This is a genomic window from Pseudomonas cremoris, assembly GCF_014230465.1.
Genome location: NZ_JAAXCY010000004.1, coordinates 471,425 through 488,527, shown reverse-complemented (window position 1 = coordinate 488,527; position 17,103 = coordinate 471,425). Strand labels below are relative to the sequence as shown.

Genomic DNA, 17,103 nt, shown 5'->3' with positions numbered 1-17,103 from the left:
TTCGGTTAACGAAGGCGGGGCTTTTTCTATTGGGCTAGCAGATTACTCGGCCAGCTTAAAGGTAATGAAGCTGGCGCGACCTTGACGCAACACACGCATCGACACCGAGCGATTCTTCGGCAGCGCCTTGGCGATGTCGGTGAATTCCTTGGTGGAGTTGATCGCCTGGTTGTTCAGGTGGGTGATCACGTCGCCGGGCTGCAGGCCGATCAGCGCCGCAGGACCGTCCTGCACTTCCTTGATCACGACGCCGCTCTTGAGGTCGAAGCTCTTCTTCTGCTCATCGGTCAGCTCAACCACGGCAATGCCCAGGCGGTTGCTGCTGCGCTCGGCACCTGGCTTGGCGTTACCCAAGGCGTCCAGCGTCGCGCCCTCTTCAGGGATCGCGCCAACGGTCAGTTCAACAGTCTGACGCTTGCCTTCACGGATCACTTCCAGCTTGGCCTTGCTGCCAGCCTTGAGTGCGCCGACCAGGTGCGGCAGGTCCGCCGACATGACGATTGGCTGGCCATTCATGCTCAGGATCACGTCGCCGACTTGCAGGCCACCTTTGGCTGCTGGGCCATCGTCCTGGATTTGCGCGACCAGGGCACCGGCCGGCTTGTCGAGACCGAAGGACTCAGCCAGGTCTTTGTTTACTTCCTGAATAACGACACCCAACCAGCCGCGGCTAACCTTTCCACCACTTTTCAGCTGGTTGGAAACGTCCATGGCCACGTCGATCGGGATCGCGAACGACACGCCCATGAAACCACCGGAGCGCGTGTAGATCTGCGAGTTGATCCCCACAACTTCGCCCGCCAGGTTGAACAGCGGACCACCGGAGTTGCCCGGGTTGATCGGTACGTCGGTCTGAATGAACGGCACGTAGTTTTCGTTCGGCAGACTGCGGCCAATGGCGCTTACGATACCTTGGGTGACGGTGTGGTCAAAGCCAAACGGCGAACCGATGGCGACAACCCACTGACCGGCTTTCAGGTCCTGGGATTTGCCCAGTTTCAGCACTGGCAGGTCTTTGCCTTCAATTTTCAGCAACGCCACGTCGGAACGTGGATCAGTGCCGACCAGCTTGGCTTTCAGCTCACTGCGATCAGCCAGGCGTACAAGGATCTCGTCGGCATCGGCAATCACATGGTTGTTGGTGAGGATGTAGCCATCCGGCGAGATGATGAAACCCGAACCCAAGGACTGAGCCTCACGCTGGCCACCACCGCCACGCGGGGAGCGCTGCTGCGGCATGCCGCGCTCGAAGAACTCGCGCAGCATCGGCGGCAGGCCTTCGAGGTCGGGCATCTGTTGGTTTGAAACTTTGCGGTCCGGCAGTTTCTGCGTGGTACTGATGTTCACCACGGCCGGCGAGGCCTGCTCGACCAGTTGGGTAAAGTCAGGCAGCTCGGCCGCTTGCGCAGACAAGGACTGGCCCAGCACCAATACCGTGGCGACTATGGATAGGTAAGACTTCAAACGTGGTATCGACATACAGCTCCCGTTACGACGAGCAGGGTTGAGCGACAGGGTTCAAGAAACGCCGAAAACTGCGACCGACATCTTTGTTCCGCGAACAAAACAAGGCCAGAGCCGACAAGCCCTGACCTATAAAAAACATGGGGGATTTTTGCAAGTGAAAATGCTGATCCGGACATTTCATGCTCTCGGCAGCCAACCTGGCGTGAACGTACAGTGAAAGGTCAGGATGAACATAGGATTAACGGCTCAAGGTTTGGCGGCTGGCTTTTTTTCACCGCGCACCGAGAGCGCGATGCGCTCTGCGGTACCGATAGGGATTTCACCGACGACCGTGACCATCATTTCGCCATCCACCGTATTCAAGCGGCGGGACACGGCAACCGTGGGCCCCAATTGGGTACGGGTTTCCGTCACGCCCGCATCGCTGATCGGCTCAAGGAATACCGAGAAACGCGCCAGCCCGTCTTCATACATCAGGCTGTCGACCGTGGCTTTCGTCTGGGTATCCTGACGAGCGCTGGTATTGGTCAGTTGAAAACCGGGCGGCAGCCACTCCAGGTGCCAAGTCTCGGTAGACGCCACTTCCGGCGCGCTGCTCTTGACGACAGCAATAGGCGTGCATTCGCTGCTGGGCTGCAAGTCACGGTCATCCGGCGCGGCTGAAGTATTCAAACGCGTGAACTGAAAACGCTCCAGCAGTTGCCCTTGATCATTAAGCAACAGTGACTTGAGTGGCAAAGCAGTTTCGCGATCCAGATGCAATTCAAAACCATAGCGGTATTGATCACGCGGGGTAATCGACACGATCACCGCATTACGACCGGCCACGCGGGATTTGCCGATGACGGCCAGTTCATAGAATTCATTGAGTTTTTGCGGGTCCAGCGCACGTGACGGTGCATCACGGGAATTGCCAAGGCCGGCGACGAGGGTGCCGCTGACGCATTGAGTATGACCATCTACCCGCACAACTTCCTGGGCCGAACCGTCGAGCTGCAAAAGCCGCTCGCGAACCTGGCCATCCTGGACGCGATGCCAGATGTCGTGGGTAGAAAAACTGCCGTTACGTTCGTAGACGAACGTGCCTTGAAAGCTTTGCTGTTGCTCTGCACGCCCAAGTCGAGTCAGCCAGTCTTGGGCTTCATCGGCGTGGGCGGGGAGTGCAATCCAACCACTGAGCAAAAGCGTAAGGAGCGGTATGGCGCGCATAGAGCTCCTTACGTATCAGCGGTTTTCCAGGCTTGCGGCACGAGCATAAGGCAGAGCACTTTCAGTGCCTTTCAGAGCTGATTCCTGTGCGTGCTGGCGCAGGTAGCCTGGAAGACGCTGGTCCTGCCAACCGGATTGCCCTTGCAGTACACCATTGGCCATCGGGCCGGTGCTGTCAGAACTTTCCTTGTAGCCGGCCAATACCGCTGGGCCTTTGACCTGAGGTCCAGCCATCACCGGCTGTTGGGTCTGTTGGGCCAGTTCGGCACCAGCAATTTCATCCTGGTTGTACAGGCGAACACCGGCCAACACGGCAACAGTCACCGAGGCAGCAACTGCCAAGCGACCCAGGCTACGCCATGGACCACGAGCAGCTTTTGCCGGAACGGCTTCATCAGCCAGCGCAGCAGAAACGGCCGCAGCAATATCCAGACGAGGGATTAGAAGATCCTTGTGCATCACCGCCCGAGCGACTTGGTAACGAGACCAGGTATCACGGGTTTCGGCATCATCAAATGCGTTAAGCACTCGACGAAGTTCCAGTTCATCCGCTTCGTTATCCATCACTGCGGACAGCGATTCCTGCAGGGCATCACGACTCATGGCGGTTCCTCTCTTGGCTGTCGCCGCTGTCTTTAGTTTTCCTGCAACAACGGTTGCAAGGCTTTATCGATGGCTTCCCGGGCCCGGAAAATCCGTGACCTTACAGTCCCCACCGGACACTGCATGACGCTCGCAATGTCTTCGTAACTCAGACCATCGAATTCACGTAAAGTTAACGCCGTACGTAAATCTTCTGGCAGTTGCTGAATTGTGCGATGAACGGTTCCTTCGATCTCGTCGCGCAGCAATGCACGCTCCGGCGACTCGAGATCTTTGAGGCCGTGATCACCATCGTAAAATTCTGCATCTTCTGAACTTACATCACTATCTGGCGGGCGGCGTCCGCGAGACACCAGATAGTTCTTCGCCGTGTTAATGGCGATGCGGTATAGCCACGTGTAAAACGCACTATCACCGCGAAAGTTGCCTAGCGCACGGTAGGCCTTGATAAAGGCTTCCTGTGCAACGTCCTGCGCTTCATGGGTGTCGTGCACAAAACGCACGATCAACCCGAGAATTTTGTGCTGGTATTTCAGCACTAGCAGATCAAAAGCTCGCTTGTCGCCGCGTTGAACGCGCTCGACCAGCTGCTGATCCTCTTCCTGGGTTAGCATGAACACTCCTCGTTGTACTTGAAGGAGGCTTGCATAACTAAACGATCAGGCTTGCAAACATAGACTCGGTCTTTTCGCAAAAGTTCTCCCCCTTCAAGCAAGTTTCCGGCACGCACTGATTTGGCACACACGAAAAACGCAGCGCGGGCAACGCCGGCTGCGCGAATAATCTTGTCGCCGGTTTTCTGACGCGTCCAATGCTCCCGACGGGCCAATAAACTCAACGTTTTCCCAGCTTTCGGGCAACCTGCTATTGAGTCGGGGCTTATGCAAAAAGTTCCCGCTTCAATAACCGACCGATTTTACCCAAGCCGTGCACCGTAATCTCACATTGCCACGAATGCCCGGCTATTGTGCCGCTCCCCCCCTCTATATACTAGTAGCCCGTGTGACCCTTTGATTCGCCGATCCAGGCGTCCTGTTTGCGCCACCTCTTCGGATCGCTTTTTGCGGAATCCCTCAAATGAGCCAACAGTTTCAACACGATGTCTTGGTGATTGGTAGCGGCGCGGCGGGCTTGAGCCTTGCACTGACCCTCCCCAGCCATCTGCGGATTGCAGTACTGAGCAAAGGCGACCTCGCCAACGGCTCGACATTCTGGGCCCAAGGCGGCGTCGCTGCCGTGCTGGACGACACCGATACGGTGCAGTCTCACGTCGAAGACACCCTCAATGCCGGCGGCGGCCTGTGCAACGAAGACGCGGTGCGCTTCACCGTCGAGCACAGTCGCGAGGCAATTCAATGGCTGATCGACCAGGGCGTCCCCTTCACCCGTGATGAACACGCGGGCAACGACGACGGCGGCTTCGAATTCCATTTGACCCGCGAAGGCGGCCACAGCCACCGCCGCATCATCCACGCCGCCGACGCCACTGGCGCCGCAATCTTCAAGACCCTGCTCGACCAAGCCCGCCAACGACCCAACATCGAATTGCTGGAGCAACGCGTTGCCGTCGACCTGATCACCGAAAAACGCCTGGGCCTTGAGGGCGAGCGTTGCCTCGGCGCCTACGTGCTCAACCGCGCGAGCGGCGAAGTGGACACTTACGGCGCACGCTTCACTATCCTGGCGTCGGGCGGCGCGGCCAAGGTCTACCTTTATACCAGCAACCCCGACGGAGCCTGCGGCGACGGCATCGCTATGGCCTGGCGCTCGGGCTGCCGGGTGGCCAACCTGGAATTCAACCAGTTCCACCCTACCTGCCTGTATCACCCGCTGGCCAAGAGCTTCCTGATTACCGAAGCGCTACGCGGCGAAGGCGCACACCTGAAGCTGCCCAACGGCGAACGCTTCATGCAGCGCTTCGACCCGCGCGCCGAACTGGCCCCGCGTGACATCGTCGCCCGCGCCATCGACCATGAAATGAAGCGCCTGGGCATCGACTGCGTCTACCTGGACATCAGCCACAAGCCCGAAGCCTTCATCAAGACGCACTTCCCGACCGTCTACGAGCGCTGCCTCGCGTTCAACATCGACATCACCAAGGGCCCGATCCCTGTGGTACCGGCCGCCCACTACACCTGTGGCGGCGTGATGGTCGACCGGCACGGCCGCACAGACGTGCCCGGCCTGTACGCCATTGGCGAAACCAGCTTCACCGGCCTGCATGGCGCCAACCGCATGGCCAGCAACTCGCTGCTCGAATGTTTCGTTTATGCGCGCTCGGCGGCCGAGGACATTCTCGGCCAACTGCCGCACATTCCAGTACCCGCCGCCCTGCCCCGCTGGGATGCCAGCCAGGTGACCGATTCGGACGAAGACGTGATCATCGCCCACAACTGGGACGAACTGCGGCGCTTCATGTGGGACTACGTGGGGATCGTGCGTACTACCAAGCGCCTGCAACGGGCTCAGCACCGTGTGCGCATGCTGCTGGATGAGATCGATGAGTTCTACAGCAACTATAAAGTCAGCCGCGACTTGATCGAGTTGCGCAACCTGGCCCAAGTGGCCGAGCTGATGATCCGCTCTGCCATGGAGCGCAAGGAAAGCCGAGGCCTGCATTACACCCTCGACTACCCCGAGATGCTGCCGGAAGCCCGCGACACTATTCTGGTGCCAACCACCTACGGCGGCTGAACTTCAAGCGTACCCGCAGGCGTCGATGCACATCGGCGACCTGCGAGTCCTTCGGTACACACACCGAACGCACCCGCCATTCACCCGGCAACCGATAGCGCAACACCACAATAAGTGGCAATGCCACGCTATCGGGACGCAACTGCACGGCGTGCCAGCCGCGCTCGTCACTGAACAATTGCCAGCCATCTTCATCGCGACGCAAGCCACGAATCGACGAACGGTGAGTCAGTAACAGATGACGCGGCAAGACACAGGCAGCGTGCGCCATGCACACCAGCATTCCGAGGCTTGAATAAGGCAGGTCGAGCGACAACAGCGCGCCCAGCGCAAACAGCTGGGCAAGGAGATACACCGCCAGCAACAACCGTGAGGCCTGCCAGCGGCATTCGAACGAATTACTTGGGCTGGACACGATCCAGGATCATCCGAACCATGCGCTGCAGTTCTGGGTCTTCAGATTCGGCGCGCTCCATGAACCAGCCGAACATATCCTGGTCTTCGCAAGTCAGCAGCCTGACGTAGAGGTCGCGATCTACCTGGTTGAGGGTCGCGTACACCTCTTTGGTGAAAGGCACCAGCAACACGTCCAGCTCAAGCATGCCGCGACGGCTGTGCCAGTAGAGACGATTGATTTCTACATCTTCGACCATGGAGCGCTCCTCAAATAGGCGGCAAGTATACAGGCCCGACGGCACCCGAACACTCGGCTTTGGTCGCCCCATACGGAAACTATCCATTTGCCGGGCGCCCCTCTATGATGCACCCATGACTTTTTGACCTGCGATGACCCATGGCTGACTCTGCTTTCTTCTGCCCCCTGTCCCACGAAGGCGTTCTCGCCGTCCGCGGCGCCGACGCTGCCAAGTTCCTGCAAGGGCAACTGACCTGCAACCTCAATTACCTGAGCGAGACGCAGGCCAGCCTCGGCGCGCGCTGTACGCAAAAAGGCCGCATGCAGTCGAGCTTTCGTATCTTGCTGCAAGGTGACGGCGTGTTGCTGGCCATGGCCAGCGAGCTGCTGGAACCGCAGTTGGCAGACCTGAAAAAATACGCGGTGTTCTCCAAATCCAAGCTCACCGACGAAAGCGCCGGTTGGGCGCGTTTTGGCCTGGTGAACGCAGACCAGGCCCTGGCCAGCCTAGGCCTTGAGCTGCCGCCAGAAACCGACAGCGTCGTACGTACCGACACATTGATTGCCATCCGTGTGTCCCCTGGCCGCGCCGAACTTTGGGTGCCCGCAGAACACGCCCAAACCGTACGCAGTCAGTTGACGGCGGCATTGAAAGAAGCCGATCTGAATGAATGGTTGCTCGGCCAGGTCCGCGCCGGCATCGGCCAGGTCATGCCGCAAACCCGCGAACTGTTCATTCCGCAAATGCTCAACCTGCAAGCCATTGGCGGCGTGAGCTTCAAGAAAGGCTGCTACACCGGCCAGGAAATCGTCGCGCGCATGCAGTACCTGGGCAAACTCAAGCGTCGCCTTTATCGCTTGAGCCTTGATGCGGCTGAAACGCCCGAGCCAGGCACCCCGCTGTTTTCGCCCAGCCACAACAGTTCGATCGGTGAAGTGGTACTAGCGGCAAAAGCCGACCAGTCCATTGAACTTCTGGCGGTGTTGCAAGCCGAAGCAGCCGACAGTGGCGATGTGCACTTAGGCACCCTGGAAGGCCCCGCCTTGCACCTGCTTGACCTGCCTTACACACTCGACCGTGATCGAGAGATCCAGCGTTAATCGCCGTACTTTTTTGCAACACCCTAGAGATCATGAATGAACAAGCTGGCGGAAAAAGTCCAACAGGCTTTGGTTACGGCCATCGGCAACGATGACCTGGTTCTGCCGACTTTACCGGAAGTGGCCCTGAAAATTCGTCAGGCCGCCGAAGACCCGGAGATCAGCATCAGCCATTTGAGCAAGGTGATCGGTCGCGATACCGCGCTGTCGGCACGCCTGATCAAAGTGGTCAACAGCCCTTTGCTACGCGCGACCCAGGAAGTCACCGACCTGCACACCGCCATCACCCGGCTGGGCACCAACTACAGCAGCAACCTGGCCATCGGCCTGGTGATGGAGCAAATCTTCCACGCCCGCTCCGAAGCGGTCGAACTGAAAATGCGCGAAGTGTGGCGTCGAAGCCTGGAAGTAGCGGGCGTGAGCTACGCCTTGTGCCGTAGCCACAGCCAGCTCAAGCCAGACCAGGCGGCGCTGGGCGGCTTGGTGCACCAGATCGGTGTGTTGCCGATCCTCACCTATGCCGAAGATCACTACGAGTTGCTCTCGGACCCGGTCAGCCTCAACCACGTGATCGACAGTATCCACCCGTTACTGGGGGATAAATTGCTGCATGGCTGGGACTTCCCCGAAATGCTCGCCAAGCTGCCGGGTCAATACCTGAACCTGGAACGGGAATCAGCCAGCCTCGACTACATCGACCTGGTGCAGATTGCCGTGCTGTATTGCCATCGCGGCACCGATCACCCGCTGGCACATGTATCGGTATCCAGCCTGCCGGCGATCAAGAAGCTGCGAGTCGACCCTTACAGCGACGCCCTGCGCGCCGAGCTGGATGAAGCCCGCTCGATGTTCTACTGATCAACCGGCGATAAAACTCACCCGCACCTTCAGCCCCGCCTGCTCGCCATCGTGCAGGCTGATCTGCGCCAGATGCGCCCGGCAGATCTCGCCGACAATCGCCAAACCCAAGCCAGACCCCATACCCTGCTGGCTGCGGCGATAGAAACGTTCGAACACCCGGTCACGCTCCTCCTGCGGAATCCCAGGGCCGTCATCTTCAACTTCCAGCACCGCCGGCGCGGTCACCCGCAGGATCACGTTGCCGCCCGGCGGCGTGTGCGCCAGGGCGTTGTCCACCAGGTTGCTCAGCAACTCGTTCAACAAAGTCGGCTCGCCCCGCAGCCATACCGGCTCGTCGGCTTCCAGCGCCAACGCCACGCCGCGTGCGTGCGCCAGCGGTGCCATGGCCATGCCCAGTTCACGGGCCAATTGGCTGAGGTCCAACAACTGCGCGCCGCCCTCGGCAATTGCCCGGGCGCCGTTTTCGATGCGTGCCAGCGACAGCAACTGGTTGGCCAAGTGGGTCAAGCGGTCGGTGCCCTGGGCGGCGGTTTCCAGGGTGCTGCGCCAGGTGTCCGGCGCATCGCTGCGCAGGCCCAATTCCAGACGCGCCTTGAGTGCGGCGAGCGGCGTGCGCAGTTCATGGGCCGCGTCGGCAATAAACTGCGCCTGGCGCTCGAACTGGCCACGCAGGCGTTCGGTGAAGTGATTGAGGGAGCGCACCAGCGGGCCAAACTCATGCTGCACTTCCACCAACGGCAGCGGACGCAGGTCGTCGGGCTGACGCTCTTCTACCGCCGTACGCAAACGCTCCAGCGGGCGCAGCGCGGCGCTGACCGCAAACCACACCAGCAACAACGCGCCCACCGCCAGCATGCCCAAGCGCAACAACGTATCGGCCATCAAGCTGCGGGCCATGGCGACCCGCGCTTCATCGGTTTCGGCCACGCGGATTTCCGCCATGCCGTTCATGTTCGGCTCGGAGACCGCCTTGAGCAGGCTGACCACACGCACGGGTTGCCCCTGGTACACGGCATCGTAAAAGCGCGCCAACGCAGGATAATCGTCGGTTCGCGGCGTGCCGGGCGGCGGACCAGGGAGGTGTTCGTAGCCAGAGATCAGCTTCTGATCAATATCGTTGACCTGGTAATAAATGCGTCCGGCGCTGTCGTAGGCAAACGTGTCCAAGGCCACATACGGCACATTGGCGCTGAGGGTGCCGTCGACCTGGGTCAAGCCAGCGGCGATGGTCCGTGCCGAGGCCAGCAAGGTGCGGTCGTAGGCGGTGTCGGCGGCCTCGCGACCATTCCAATAGGCACTCATGCCGCTGGCCAGCATCAACAGCACCAACAACAGCGCCAGGTTCCACAGCAGCCGCCAGCGCAGGCTGCTGGGCTTATGCATCACGAGCTTCCAGCAAGTAGCCAAGGCCGCGGAACGTCACGATGGCGATGGGTTGGCCGTCGAGTTTCTTGCGCAGCCGGTGTACATAGATTTCGATGGCATCGGGGCTGGCCTCTTCATCAAGCCCGAACACCTGCGAGGCGAGTTGTTCTTTGCTCATCACACGGCCCGGGCGCGCAATCAGCGCTTCAAGCACCGCCTGCTCACGGGACGTCAAGGTCATCAGTTCGCCGCCAACCGTGAAGCGGCGTGTGTCGAGGTCATACACCAGCACGCCACAGGCCTGTTGGCGCTCTCCGCCCAACACGCTACGGCGCAACAGCGCCTTGACCCGTGCTTCCAGCTCGGTCAGTTCAAAGGGTTTGGCCAGGTAGTCGTCCGCACCGAGATTGAGCCCATGCACACGGTCCTTCACATCACTGCGCGCCGTCAGCATCAGCACTGGCAAGTTTTTCCCACGGGCGCGTAAACGGGCGAGCACCTCGAAACCGTCCATGCGCGGCAGGCCCACATCCAGGATTGCCGCCGCGTATTCCTCACTGCTCAAGGCCAAGTCTGCGGCCACGCCGTCGTGCAGCACATCCACGGTCAAACCCGTGCTCTTGAGCGCCTGGGCGACACTTTCGGCGAGCTGCAAATGGTCTTCAACCAAAAGGACACGCATGGATTTTCACCTCATTCGGGCATGGGAGACGCCACGCTTTGCCGGGCAGTTTACAGGCGCCGCCTGCCCTGTGAAGCCCGAAAACATTGAAAGGCAACTGAAAGGTTAGTGAAAGCTTCGCCCTTTAGCATCCAGCTACGGTGGGTCATGCCTGCCGAGCTACCTGATCCGTAGCGCCCGAAAAACGCCTTGAAGCGTTTTCGCCAAAATAAGAACAATAACGGAGTACACAACGATGCTGTCGACACAGCCCCAGGCCTTCTCGCCTGTGCGTTCCTCTCGCCTTACCCAGACCGCCCTTGCCAGTGCCGCAGCCCTTGCCGGATTTTCGCCGCTTGGCCAGGCCGCCTTCTTTGAAGACAGCAGCGGGACCCTGGAAACCCGCAACATGTACTTCAACCGCGACTTTCGCGACGGCACCAGCGCGCAGCAATCCAAGCGCGACGAGTGGGCCCAAGGTTTCATGCTCAACCTGCAATCGGGCTACACCGACGGTACCGTCGGCTTTGGCGTGGATGCGCTGGGCATGCTTGGGGTCAAGCTCGACTCCAGCCCCGACCGCACCGGCACCGGCCTGTTGCCTACCCACGACGATGGCCGCGCCGCCAACGAATACTCCAAGCTGGGCCTGACCGGCAAAGTGAAAATCTCGGCCACCGAGTTGAAGATCGGCGCGCTGATCCCCGAACTGCCGATCCTCAAGCCCAACGACGGCCGCATCCTGCCGCAGACCTTCAATGGCGGCCTGATCACCTCCAAGGAATTCAAGAACCTGGTGTTCACCGGCGGCCGCCTGGACAAAGCCAAGGACCGCGACGTCACCCACTATGAAGACATCGCGCTCAACAACAAGAACAGCCGCTTCGTCAGTGGCGCCACCGGCAAGCACTTCAACTTCGGTGGTGCAGACTACAAGTTCGCCGACAAGATCACCGGCAGCTACCACTTCGCCCAGCTCGACGACGTGTACCGCCAGCACTTCCTCGGCCTGGTAGCCGCGCGCCCAATGGGCCCCGGCACCTTCGCCGCCGACTTGCGCCTGGCTATCAGTGATGACGCAGGCGCCGCCCGTGGCGGCAAAATCGACAACAAATCCCTCAATGGCCTGTTCAGCTATGCCCTCAATGGCCATAAGCTCAGCGCCGGCTACCAGCACATGTCCGGCGACAGCGCGTTCCCGTATGTGGATGGCAGCGACCCGTACCTGGTCAACTTCGTGCAGATCAACGACTTCGCCGGCGCCGAAGAACGCTCCTGGCAGGCGCGTTACGACTACGACTTCGCCAAGCTGGGCATTCCCGGCTTGAGCTTCATGAGCCGTTACCTGTCGGGTGACAACATCAAGCTCAAGAACGGCGACACCGGCAAGGAATGGGAACGCAACAGCGAGATCCGCTACGTGGTGCAAAGCGGCACGTTCAAGGATGTGGCCGTGCGCCTGCGTAATGCCACGTACCGTTCCAACTACTCGGCCCGTGATGCGGATGAAATGCGCGTGCTGGTCAGTTACAGCGTCGCACTGTGGTAGTCGCTACTCATAACAACAAAGACGGAGATAAAACATGAGCTTTTCACTGCGTAAATTGGCCCTCGCCGCCGGCTGCATGGTGTTCGCTGGCCAACTGCTGGCCGCCGATGAACCCAAGCGCCCGGAATGCATCGCCCCGGCCTCCCCCGGCGGCGGTTTTGACCTGACCTGCAAACTGGCGCAAAGCGCGCTGGTCAACGAGAAGTTGCTGAGCAAGCCAATGCGCGTGACCTACATGCCGGGCGGCGTCGGCGCGGTGGCCTACAACGCTGTGGTCGCCCAGCGCCCTGCGGATGCGGGCACCTTGGTGGCCTGGTCCAGCGGTTCGCTGTTGAACCTGGCCCAAGGCAAGTTCGGCCGCTTCGATGAAAGCGCCGTGCGTTGGTTGGCAGCGGTCGGCACCAGCTACGGTGCCATCGCCGTGAAAGCGGATTCGCCCTACAAGACCCTCGACGATCTCGTCAAAGCCCTGAAGAAAGATCCAGGCAGCGTGGTAATCGGTTCCGGCGGCACCGTCGGCAGCCAGGACTGGATGCAAACAGCCCTGATCGCCAAGGCTGCCGGGATCAACCCGCGCGAACTGCGTTATGTGGCGCTGGAAGGCGGCGGCGAAATCGCCACGGCTCTGCTCGGCGGCCACATCCAAGTGGGCAGTACCGACATCTCCGACTCCATGCCGCACATCTTGAGCGGTGACATGCGCCTGCTGGCGGTGTTCTCCGACGAGCGCCTGGACGAGCCGGAAATGAAGAATATTCCGACCGCCAAAGAGCAAGGCTACGACATCGTCTGGCCAGTGGTGCGTGGCTTCTACCTCGGGCCAAAAGTCAGCGATGCCGACTACGCCTGGTGGAAAGACGCATTCGACAAACTGCTGGCTTCCGAAGAGTTCGCCAAGCTGCGTGACCAGCGCGAGCTGTTCCCGTTCGCCATGACCGGCCCGGAGCTGGACACCTACGTGAAGAAACAAGTGGCTGACTACAAAGTGCTGGCCAAAGAGTTTGGCCTGATCCAGTAATCGCCCCTCTGTCTCAAGGCCATGCCCGTTGCCATAACGGGTGTGGCCGAGGAGTTTCACATGCTTTTACAACGCATTTTCGCTTCTGTGATGTTGCTGGTGTGCGCCGGCCTCGCGCTGATGGCCTGGCCGTATCAGGCGGCGTTTTCCTACGAGCCGGTGGGGCCTCGTGCCTACCCGCTGCTCATGCTCGGGCTGATGAGCCTGGGCCTGATCTACATGCTGTTTCGCCCGCAGCCGACCAAACATACCGAAGAAGAACCGGCACTGGACCGCGAAACCCTGGTCAAGATCGGCATTTGTGTCGGCTTGCTGATCGTGTTCGCCGGCACCTTTGAATCGCTCGGTTTCATCCTCAGCAGCATGTTGATCGGCATCCCCATGGCACGCCTGTACGGCGGCCGCTGGTTGCCAAGTGTGGTGATCGTCAGCCTGATGGCCATCGGTCTTTATCTGCTGTTCGATAAAGCCATGGATGTGCCGCTGCCCCTCGGTCTGCTCGACGTTCTGGAGAACTGATATGGATACGTTCAGCTATTTGGGCCAGGGCTTCGGCGTTGCACTGTCCCCTTACAACCTGGTGACCGCACTGTGCGGCACCTTGATCGGTACTGTCGTCGGCCTGCTGCCGGGCCTGGGCCCGATCAACGGCGTGGCGTTGTTGATTCCCATCGCATTCGCCCTGGGCCTGCCGCCCGAGTCGGCGTTGATCCTGCTGGCAGCCGTGTATCTGGGCTGCGAGTACGGCGGCCGTATCAGCTCGATCCTGCTCAACATCCCGGGTGAAGCCTCCACCGTGATGACCACCCTCGACGGCTACCCGATGGCCCGTAAAGGCCTGGCCGGTGTAGCGCTGTCGTTGTCGGCGTGGAGTTCGTTTATCGGCGCGTTCATCGCCACCTGCGGCATGGTGTTGTTTGCGCCGCTGCTGGCCAAGTGGGCGATAGCCTTTGGACCGGCGGAATATTTCGTCCTGATGGTGTTCGCGATTGTCTGCCTGGGCGGCATGGCCGGTGACAAGCCGCTGAAGACCTTCGTGGCGGCGCTGATCGGCCTGTTCCTGTCAGCGGTCGGCATCGACGCCAACAGCGGCGTGTACCGTTTCACGGGCGATAACATCCACCTCACCGACGGCATCCAGTTCGTGGTGTTGGTGCTGGGCTTGTTCTCCATCAGCGAGATCCTGTTGCTGCTGGAAAAAACCCACCGTGGCCAGGAAGCGGTGAAAGCCACCGGACGGATGATGTTCAACCTGAAGGAAGCGTCCGCTGTCTTTGTGGTTAACATCCGCTGCGGCCTGCTGGGCTTCATCATGGGTGTATTGCCCGGTGCAGGCGCCACCTTGGCGTCGGCCGTTGCCTACATGACCGAAAAACGCCTGGCCGGTGCCAGCGGTAAATTCGGCCAGGGTGACATGCGCGGTCTCGCGGCCCCGGAAACCGCGATCGGCGCTTCCGCCTGTGGCGCGCTGGTACCAATGCTGACCCTCGGCGTACCCGGTTCGGGCACCACCGCTGTGATGATCGGCGCCTTGTCGCTGTACAACATCACCCCGGGCCCGCTGCTGTTCCAACAGCAACCGGACATCGTCTGGGGCCTGATCGCGTCGTTGTTTATCGCCAACATCATGCTGGTGATCCTCAACATCCCGATGATCCGCATCTTCACCCGCATCCTGGCCGTGCCGAACTGGGCGCTGGTGCCGGTGATCGCCATCATCACCGCGATCGGTGTGTACGCCGTTCACGCCACCACCTTCGACCTGTTCCTGATGGTAGGTATCGGTATCTTCGGCTACATCCTGCGCAAGCTCGACTTCCCGCTGTCGCCAGTGCTGCTGGGCTTTATCCTCGGCGGCCTGATGGAGCAGAACCTGCGCCGTGCGCTGTCGATCTCCAACGGTGCGCTGGACATCCTCTGGTCGAGCCCGATCACCTTTGGTGTGTGGGTGCTGACTGCGTTGATGCTGATGTTCCCGCTGGTGCGCATCTACCGTAAACGTGCCCTGCAGCGTCGTGCCGTGGCCGATGTCTGAGGTCACCTTTAAACATTGGTGGGGAACACCGCTGGTCGGCCTGGCCGGCGGTTACCTGGCCAGCCTGGTCGGCTGGCCTTTGCCGTACATGGTCGGCTCGTTGCTGGCGATTATCCTGGTGCGTTGCCTCACGCCGTGGCAGTTGGCGGAGATTCCCGGCGGGCGCAAATGCGGCCAATGGGTGGTCGGGATCGGCATCGGCCTGCACTTCACCCCGGTGGTGATCGAGCAGGTGATGAGCCATTTCGGGCTGATCTTCTTCGGCGCGCTGGTCACCAGCCTGTCGAGCATTGTCGGCGTGTGGTTGATGCGACGCAGTGGTGAAGACCGCGCTACGGCGTTCTTCTCCAGCATGCCCGGCGGTTCCGGTGAGATGGTCAACCTCGGCGCACGCAATGGCGCGGTGCTTAGCCGCGTTGCAGCGGGGCAGAGTTTGCGCGTGCTGGTGGTGGTGTTGTGTGTGCCAGCGATCTTCAAGTATGTGCTGGAAGGCGGCACGCCGCAGTTTCACCCGGCACCGGTGAGCTGGCCGTGGTTGCTGACGCTCTTTCCCCTTGGCGCGTTGGTGGCATGGGGATGGCAGCGTTTGCGTCAGCCAAACCCTTGGCTATTCGGGCCATTGTTGGTGAGCGCTACCGCTAGCGTGGTGTGGGACCTGCACATCGGCCTGCCTGACGGTGGCAGCCAGATTGGCCAATGGTTGATCGGCAGCGGTTTGGGTTGCCACTTCAACCGTCAGTTCTTTCGCCGCGCGCCCTCATTCATGGGACGCACCTTGATCGGTACGGCCTTGACCATGGCGCTGGCGACATTGGCGGCGGTGGGCTTGAGTGCGCTGACCCATCTGGACCTGCGCTCGTTGACGTTGGGCATGATGCCCGGCGGGATTGCCGAGATGAGCTTGACGGCGGAGACCCTGCAACTGTCGGTGCCATTGGTGACGGCGATGCAGGTAATGCGGTTGTTGTTTGTGCTGTTTTTGGCGGAGCCGTTGTTCAGGCATTGGAACCGTCAGCCAGAACAAACCTAAGGCTTGGCACAGTTCTAAATGTGGGAGCGGGCTTGCTCGCGAATGCTGTGTGTCAGTGAAAAATTTTCTGTCTGACACTCCGCATTCGCGAGCAAGCCCGCTCCCACATTGGCCTGCGGACAAACTTTAGATCGGCGGCAACCGCCACTCAATCGGCGTCTCGCCATTCTGCTCAAGAAATTTGTTGGTGCGGCTGAAATGCCCACAGCCCAAGAACCCGCGATACGCCGACAACGGCGACGGATGCACCGAGGTCAACACCAGGTGCTTGGTCGCATCCACCAGCTTCTGCTTGCCCTGCGCATGGGCGCCCCACAGCAGGAACACCAGGTGCGGCTGATGCTGGCTGACCACTTCGATAATCCGATCGGTAAAGAACTGCCAGCCCTTGCCCGCATGGGCGTTGGCATTGGCGCGCTCTACGGTCATGGTGGTGTTGAGCATCAGCACGCCCTGGTCGGCCCAGCTTTGCAGGCAGCCGTGGTTGGGGATGTCGATATTGAGGTCGCGCTTGAGCTCTTTATAGATGTTCACCAAGGACGGTGGCGTCGGCACGCCCGGTTGCACCGAGAAGCACAAACCGTGGGCCTGGCCGGGGCCGTGGTAAGGGTCCTGGCCGAGGATCACCACCTTGACCTTGTCCAGCGGCGTGGAATTGAGGGCATTGAAAATCAGCGGACCGGGCGGGTAGATCTCTTTGCCGGCGGCATGTTCCTGGCGCAGGAACTCGCGCAACTGGGCCATATACGGCTGCTCGAACTCATCCCGCAGGGCGTGTTTCCAGCTGGGTTCGAGTTTGATACGGTCGTCTTCGGTCATGGTTGAATGGTCTTGTAAAAAAGAATGTGGCGAACCCTAGGAAAGCTGACCCCGCTT

General features: G+C 60.4%; 17 protein-coding genes. 8 read left to right on the top strand and 9 right to left on the bottom strand.

From position 1 onward, the window contains the following. Positions 1-42: 42 nt before the first annotated feature. From HF257_RS12200 to rpoE, 4 genes are all read right to left on the bottom strand, one after another. A complete protein-coding gene (locus tag HF257_RS12200) occupies positions 43-1,479 on the bottom strand; it encodes a DegQ family serine endoprotease (protein WP_185709449.1) in 1,437 nt (478 codons plus the stop codon). 234 nt (positions 1,480-1,713) lie between these two features. After that, complete coding sequence (locus HF257_RS12195) at positions 1,714-2,676, bottom strand: MucB/RseB C-terminal domain-containing protein (protein ID WP_185709450.1); 963 nt, start codon at positions 2,674-2,676, stop codon at positions 1,714-1,716. A gap of 15 nt (positions 2,677-2,691) precedes the next feature. Then, positions 2,692-3,279 carry a sigma-E factor negative regulatory protein gene (locus HF257_RS12190; protein WP_065882095.1) on the bottom strand — a complete coding sequence of 196 codons (588 nt, stop codon included), beginning with the start codon at positions 3,277-3,279 and terminating at the stop codon, positions 2,692-2,694. Positions 3,280-3,311: 32 nt separating this feature from the next. Continuing rightward, complete coding sequence (rpoE, locus tag HF257_RS12185; RefSeq protein WP_003172477.1) at positions 3,312-3,893, bottom strand: RNA polymerase sigma factor RpoE; 582 nt, start codon at positions 3,891-3,893, stop codon at positions 3,312-3,314. 463 nt (positions 3,894-4,356) lie between these two features. Between rpoE and nadB the strand changes: the two genes are divergently transcribed. Further along, positions 4,357-5,973 carry an L-aspartate oxidase gene (nadB, locus tag HF257_RS12180; RefSeq protein WP_185709451.1) on the top strand — a complete coding sequence of 539 codons (1,617 nt, stop codon included), beginning with the start codon at positions 4,357-4,359 and terminating at the stop codon, positions 5,971-5,973. On the opposite strand, the gene HF257_RS12175 is transcribed toward nadB, so the two are convergent. Continuing rightward, positions 5,942-6,388, bottom strand: a complete 447-nt coding sequence (locus tag HF257_RS12175; RefSeq protein ID WP_185709452.1) for a protein YgfX — start codon at positions 6,386-6,388, stop codon at positions 5,942-5,944. The two genes, nadB and HF257_RS12175, sit on opposite strands and share 32 nt — an antisense overlap. After that, positions 6,372-6,626 carry an FAD assembly factor SdhE gene (locus HF257_RS12170; RefSeq protein WP_014717362.1) on the bottom strand — a complete coding sequence of 85 codons (255 nt, stop codon included), beginning with the start codon at positions 6,624-6,626 and terminating at the stop codon, positions 6,372-6,374. The genes HF257_RS12175 and HF257_RS12170 overlap by 17 nt, the downstream gene beginning before the upstream one ends. A gap of 140 nt (positions 6,627-6,766) precedes the next feature. On the opposite strand from HF257_RS12170, the gene ygfZ reads away from it, so the two are divergent. Further along, positions 6,767-7,708: a CAF17-like 4Fe-4S cluster assembly/insertion protein YgfZ gene (gene ygfZ / locus HF257_RS12165; RefSeq protein ID WP_185709453.1), complete on the top strand. Its 942-nt coding sequence runs from the start codon at positions 6,767-6,769 to the stop codon at positions 7,706-7,708. A 36-nt stretch (positions 7,709-7,744) separates the two neighbouring features. Further along, positions 7,745-8,566: an HDOD domain-containing protein gene (locus HF257_RS12160; RefSeq protein WP_185709454.1), complete on the top strand. Its 822-nt coding sequence runs from the start codon at positions 7,745-7,747 to the stop codon at positions 8,564-8,566. On the opposite strand, the gene HF257_RS12155 is transcribed toward HF257_RS12160, so the two are convergent. Together HF257_RS12155 and HF257_RS12150 are read right to left on the bottom strand one after the other, a co-directional pair. Continuing rightward, positions 8,567-9,952 (bottom strand): sensor histidine kinase, encoded by a 1,386-nt coding sequence (locus HF257_RS12155; RefSeq protein ID WP_185709455.1) that lies wholly within the window; start codon positions 9,950-9,952, stop codon positions 8,567-8,569. Further along, positions 9,945-10,616: a response regulator gene (locus tag HF257_RS12150; protein WP_010212220.1), complete on the bottom strand. Its 672-nt coding sequence runs from the start codon at positions 10,614-10,616 to the stop codon at positions 9,945-9,947. Before HF257_RS12150 ends, HF257_RS12155 begins: the two co-directional genes overlap by 8 nt. A 235-nt stretch (positions 10,617-10,851) precedes the next feature. On the opposite strand from HF257_RS12150, the gene HF257_RS12145 reads away from it, so the two are divergent. Genes HF257_RS12145 through HF257_RS12125 form a run of 5 tightly spaced genes read left to right on the top strand, consistent with a single transcriptional unit; the run spans position 10,852 to position 16,227 of the window. Then, on the top strand, positions 10,852-12,144 hold the full coding sequence (locus HF257_RS12145; RefSeq protein ID WP_185709456.1) for an OprD family porin: 1,293 nt from the start codon (positions 10,852-10,854) through the stop codon (positions 12,142-12,144). Positions 12,145-12,178: 34 nt separating this feature from the next. Then, positions 12,179-13,162 carry a Bug family tripartite tricarboxylate transporter substrate binding protein gene (locus HF257_RS12140; protein WP_185709457.1) on the top strand — a complete coding sequence of 328 codons (984 nt, stop codon included), beginning with the start codon at positions 12,179-12,181 and terminating at the stop codon, positions 13,160-13,162. A 60-nt stretch (positions 13,163-13,222) separates the two neighbouring features. Further along, positions 13,223-13,681, top strand: a complete 459-nt coding sequence (locus tag HF257_RS12135; protein WP_185709458.1) for a tripartite tricarboxylate transporter TctB family protein — start codon at positions 13,223-13,225, stop codon at positions 13,679-13,681. Position 13,682: 1 nt separating this feature from the next. Further along, positions 13,683-15,197 (top strand): tripartite tricarboxylate transporter permease, encoded by a 1,515-nt coding sequence (locus HF257_RS12130; RefSeq protein WP_135288140.1) that lies wholly within the window; start codon positions 13,683-13,685, stop codon positions 15,195-15,197. After that, a complete protein-coding gene (locus tag HF257_RS12125; protein WP_185709459.1) occupies positions 15,190-16,227 on the top strand; it encodes an AbrB family transcriptional regulator in 1,038 nt (345 codons plus the stop codon). Before HF257_RS12130 ends, HF257_RS12125 begins: the two co-directional genes overlap by 8 nt. 126 nt (positions 16,228-16,353) lie before the next feature. Here the strand turns inward: HF257_RS12125 and ung are convergent, their stop codons facing one another. After that, complete coding sequence (ung, locus tag HF257_RS12120; RefSeq protein ID WP_185709460.1) at positions 16,354-17,046, bottom strand: uracil-DNA glycosylase; 693 nt, start codon at positions 17,044-17,046, stop codon at positions 16,354-16,356. Positions 17,047-17,103: the final 57 nt, after the last annotated feature.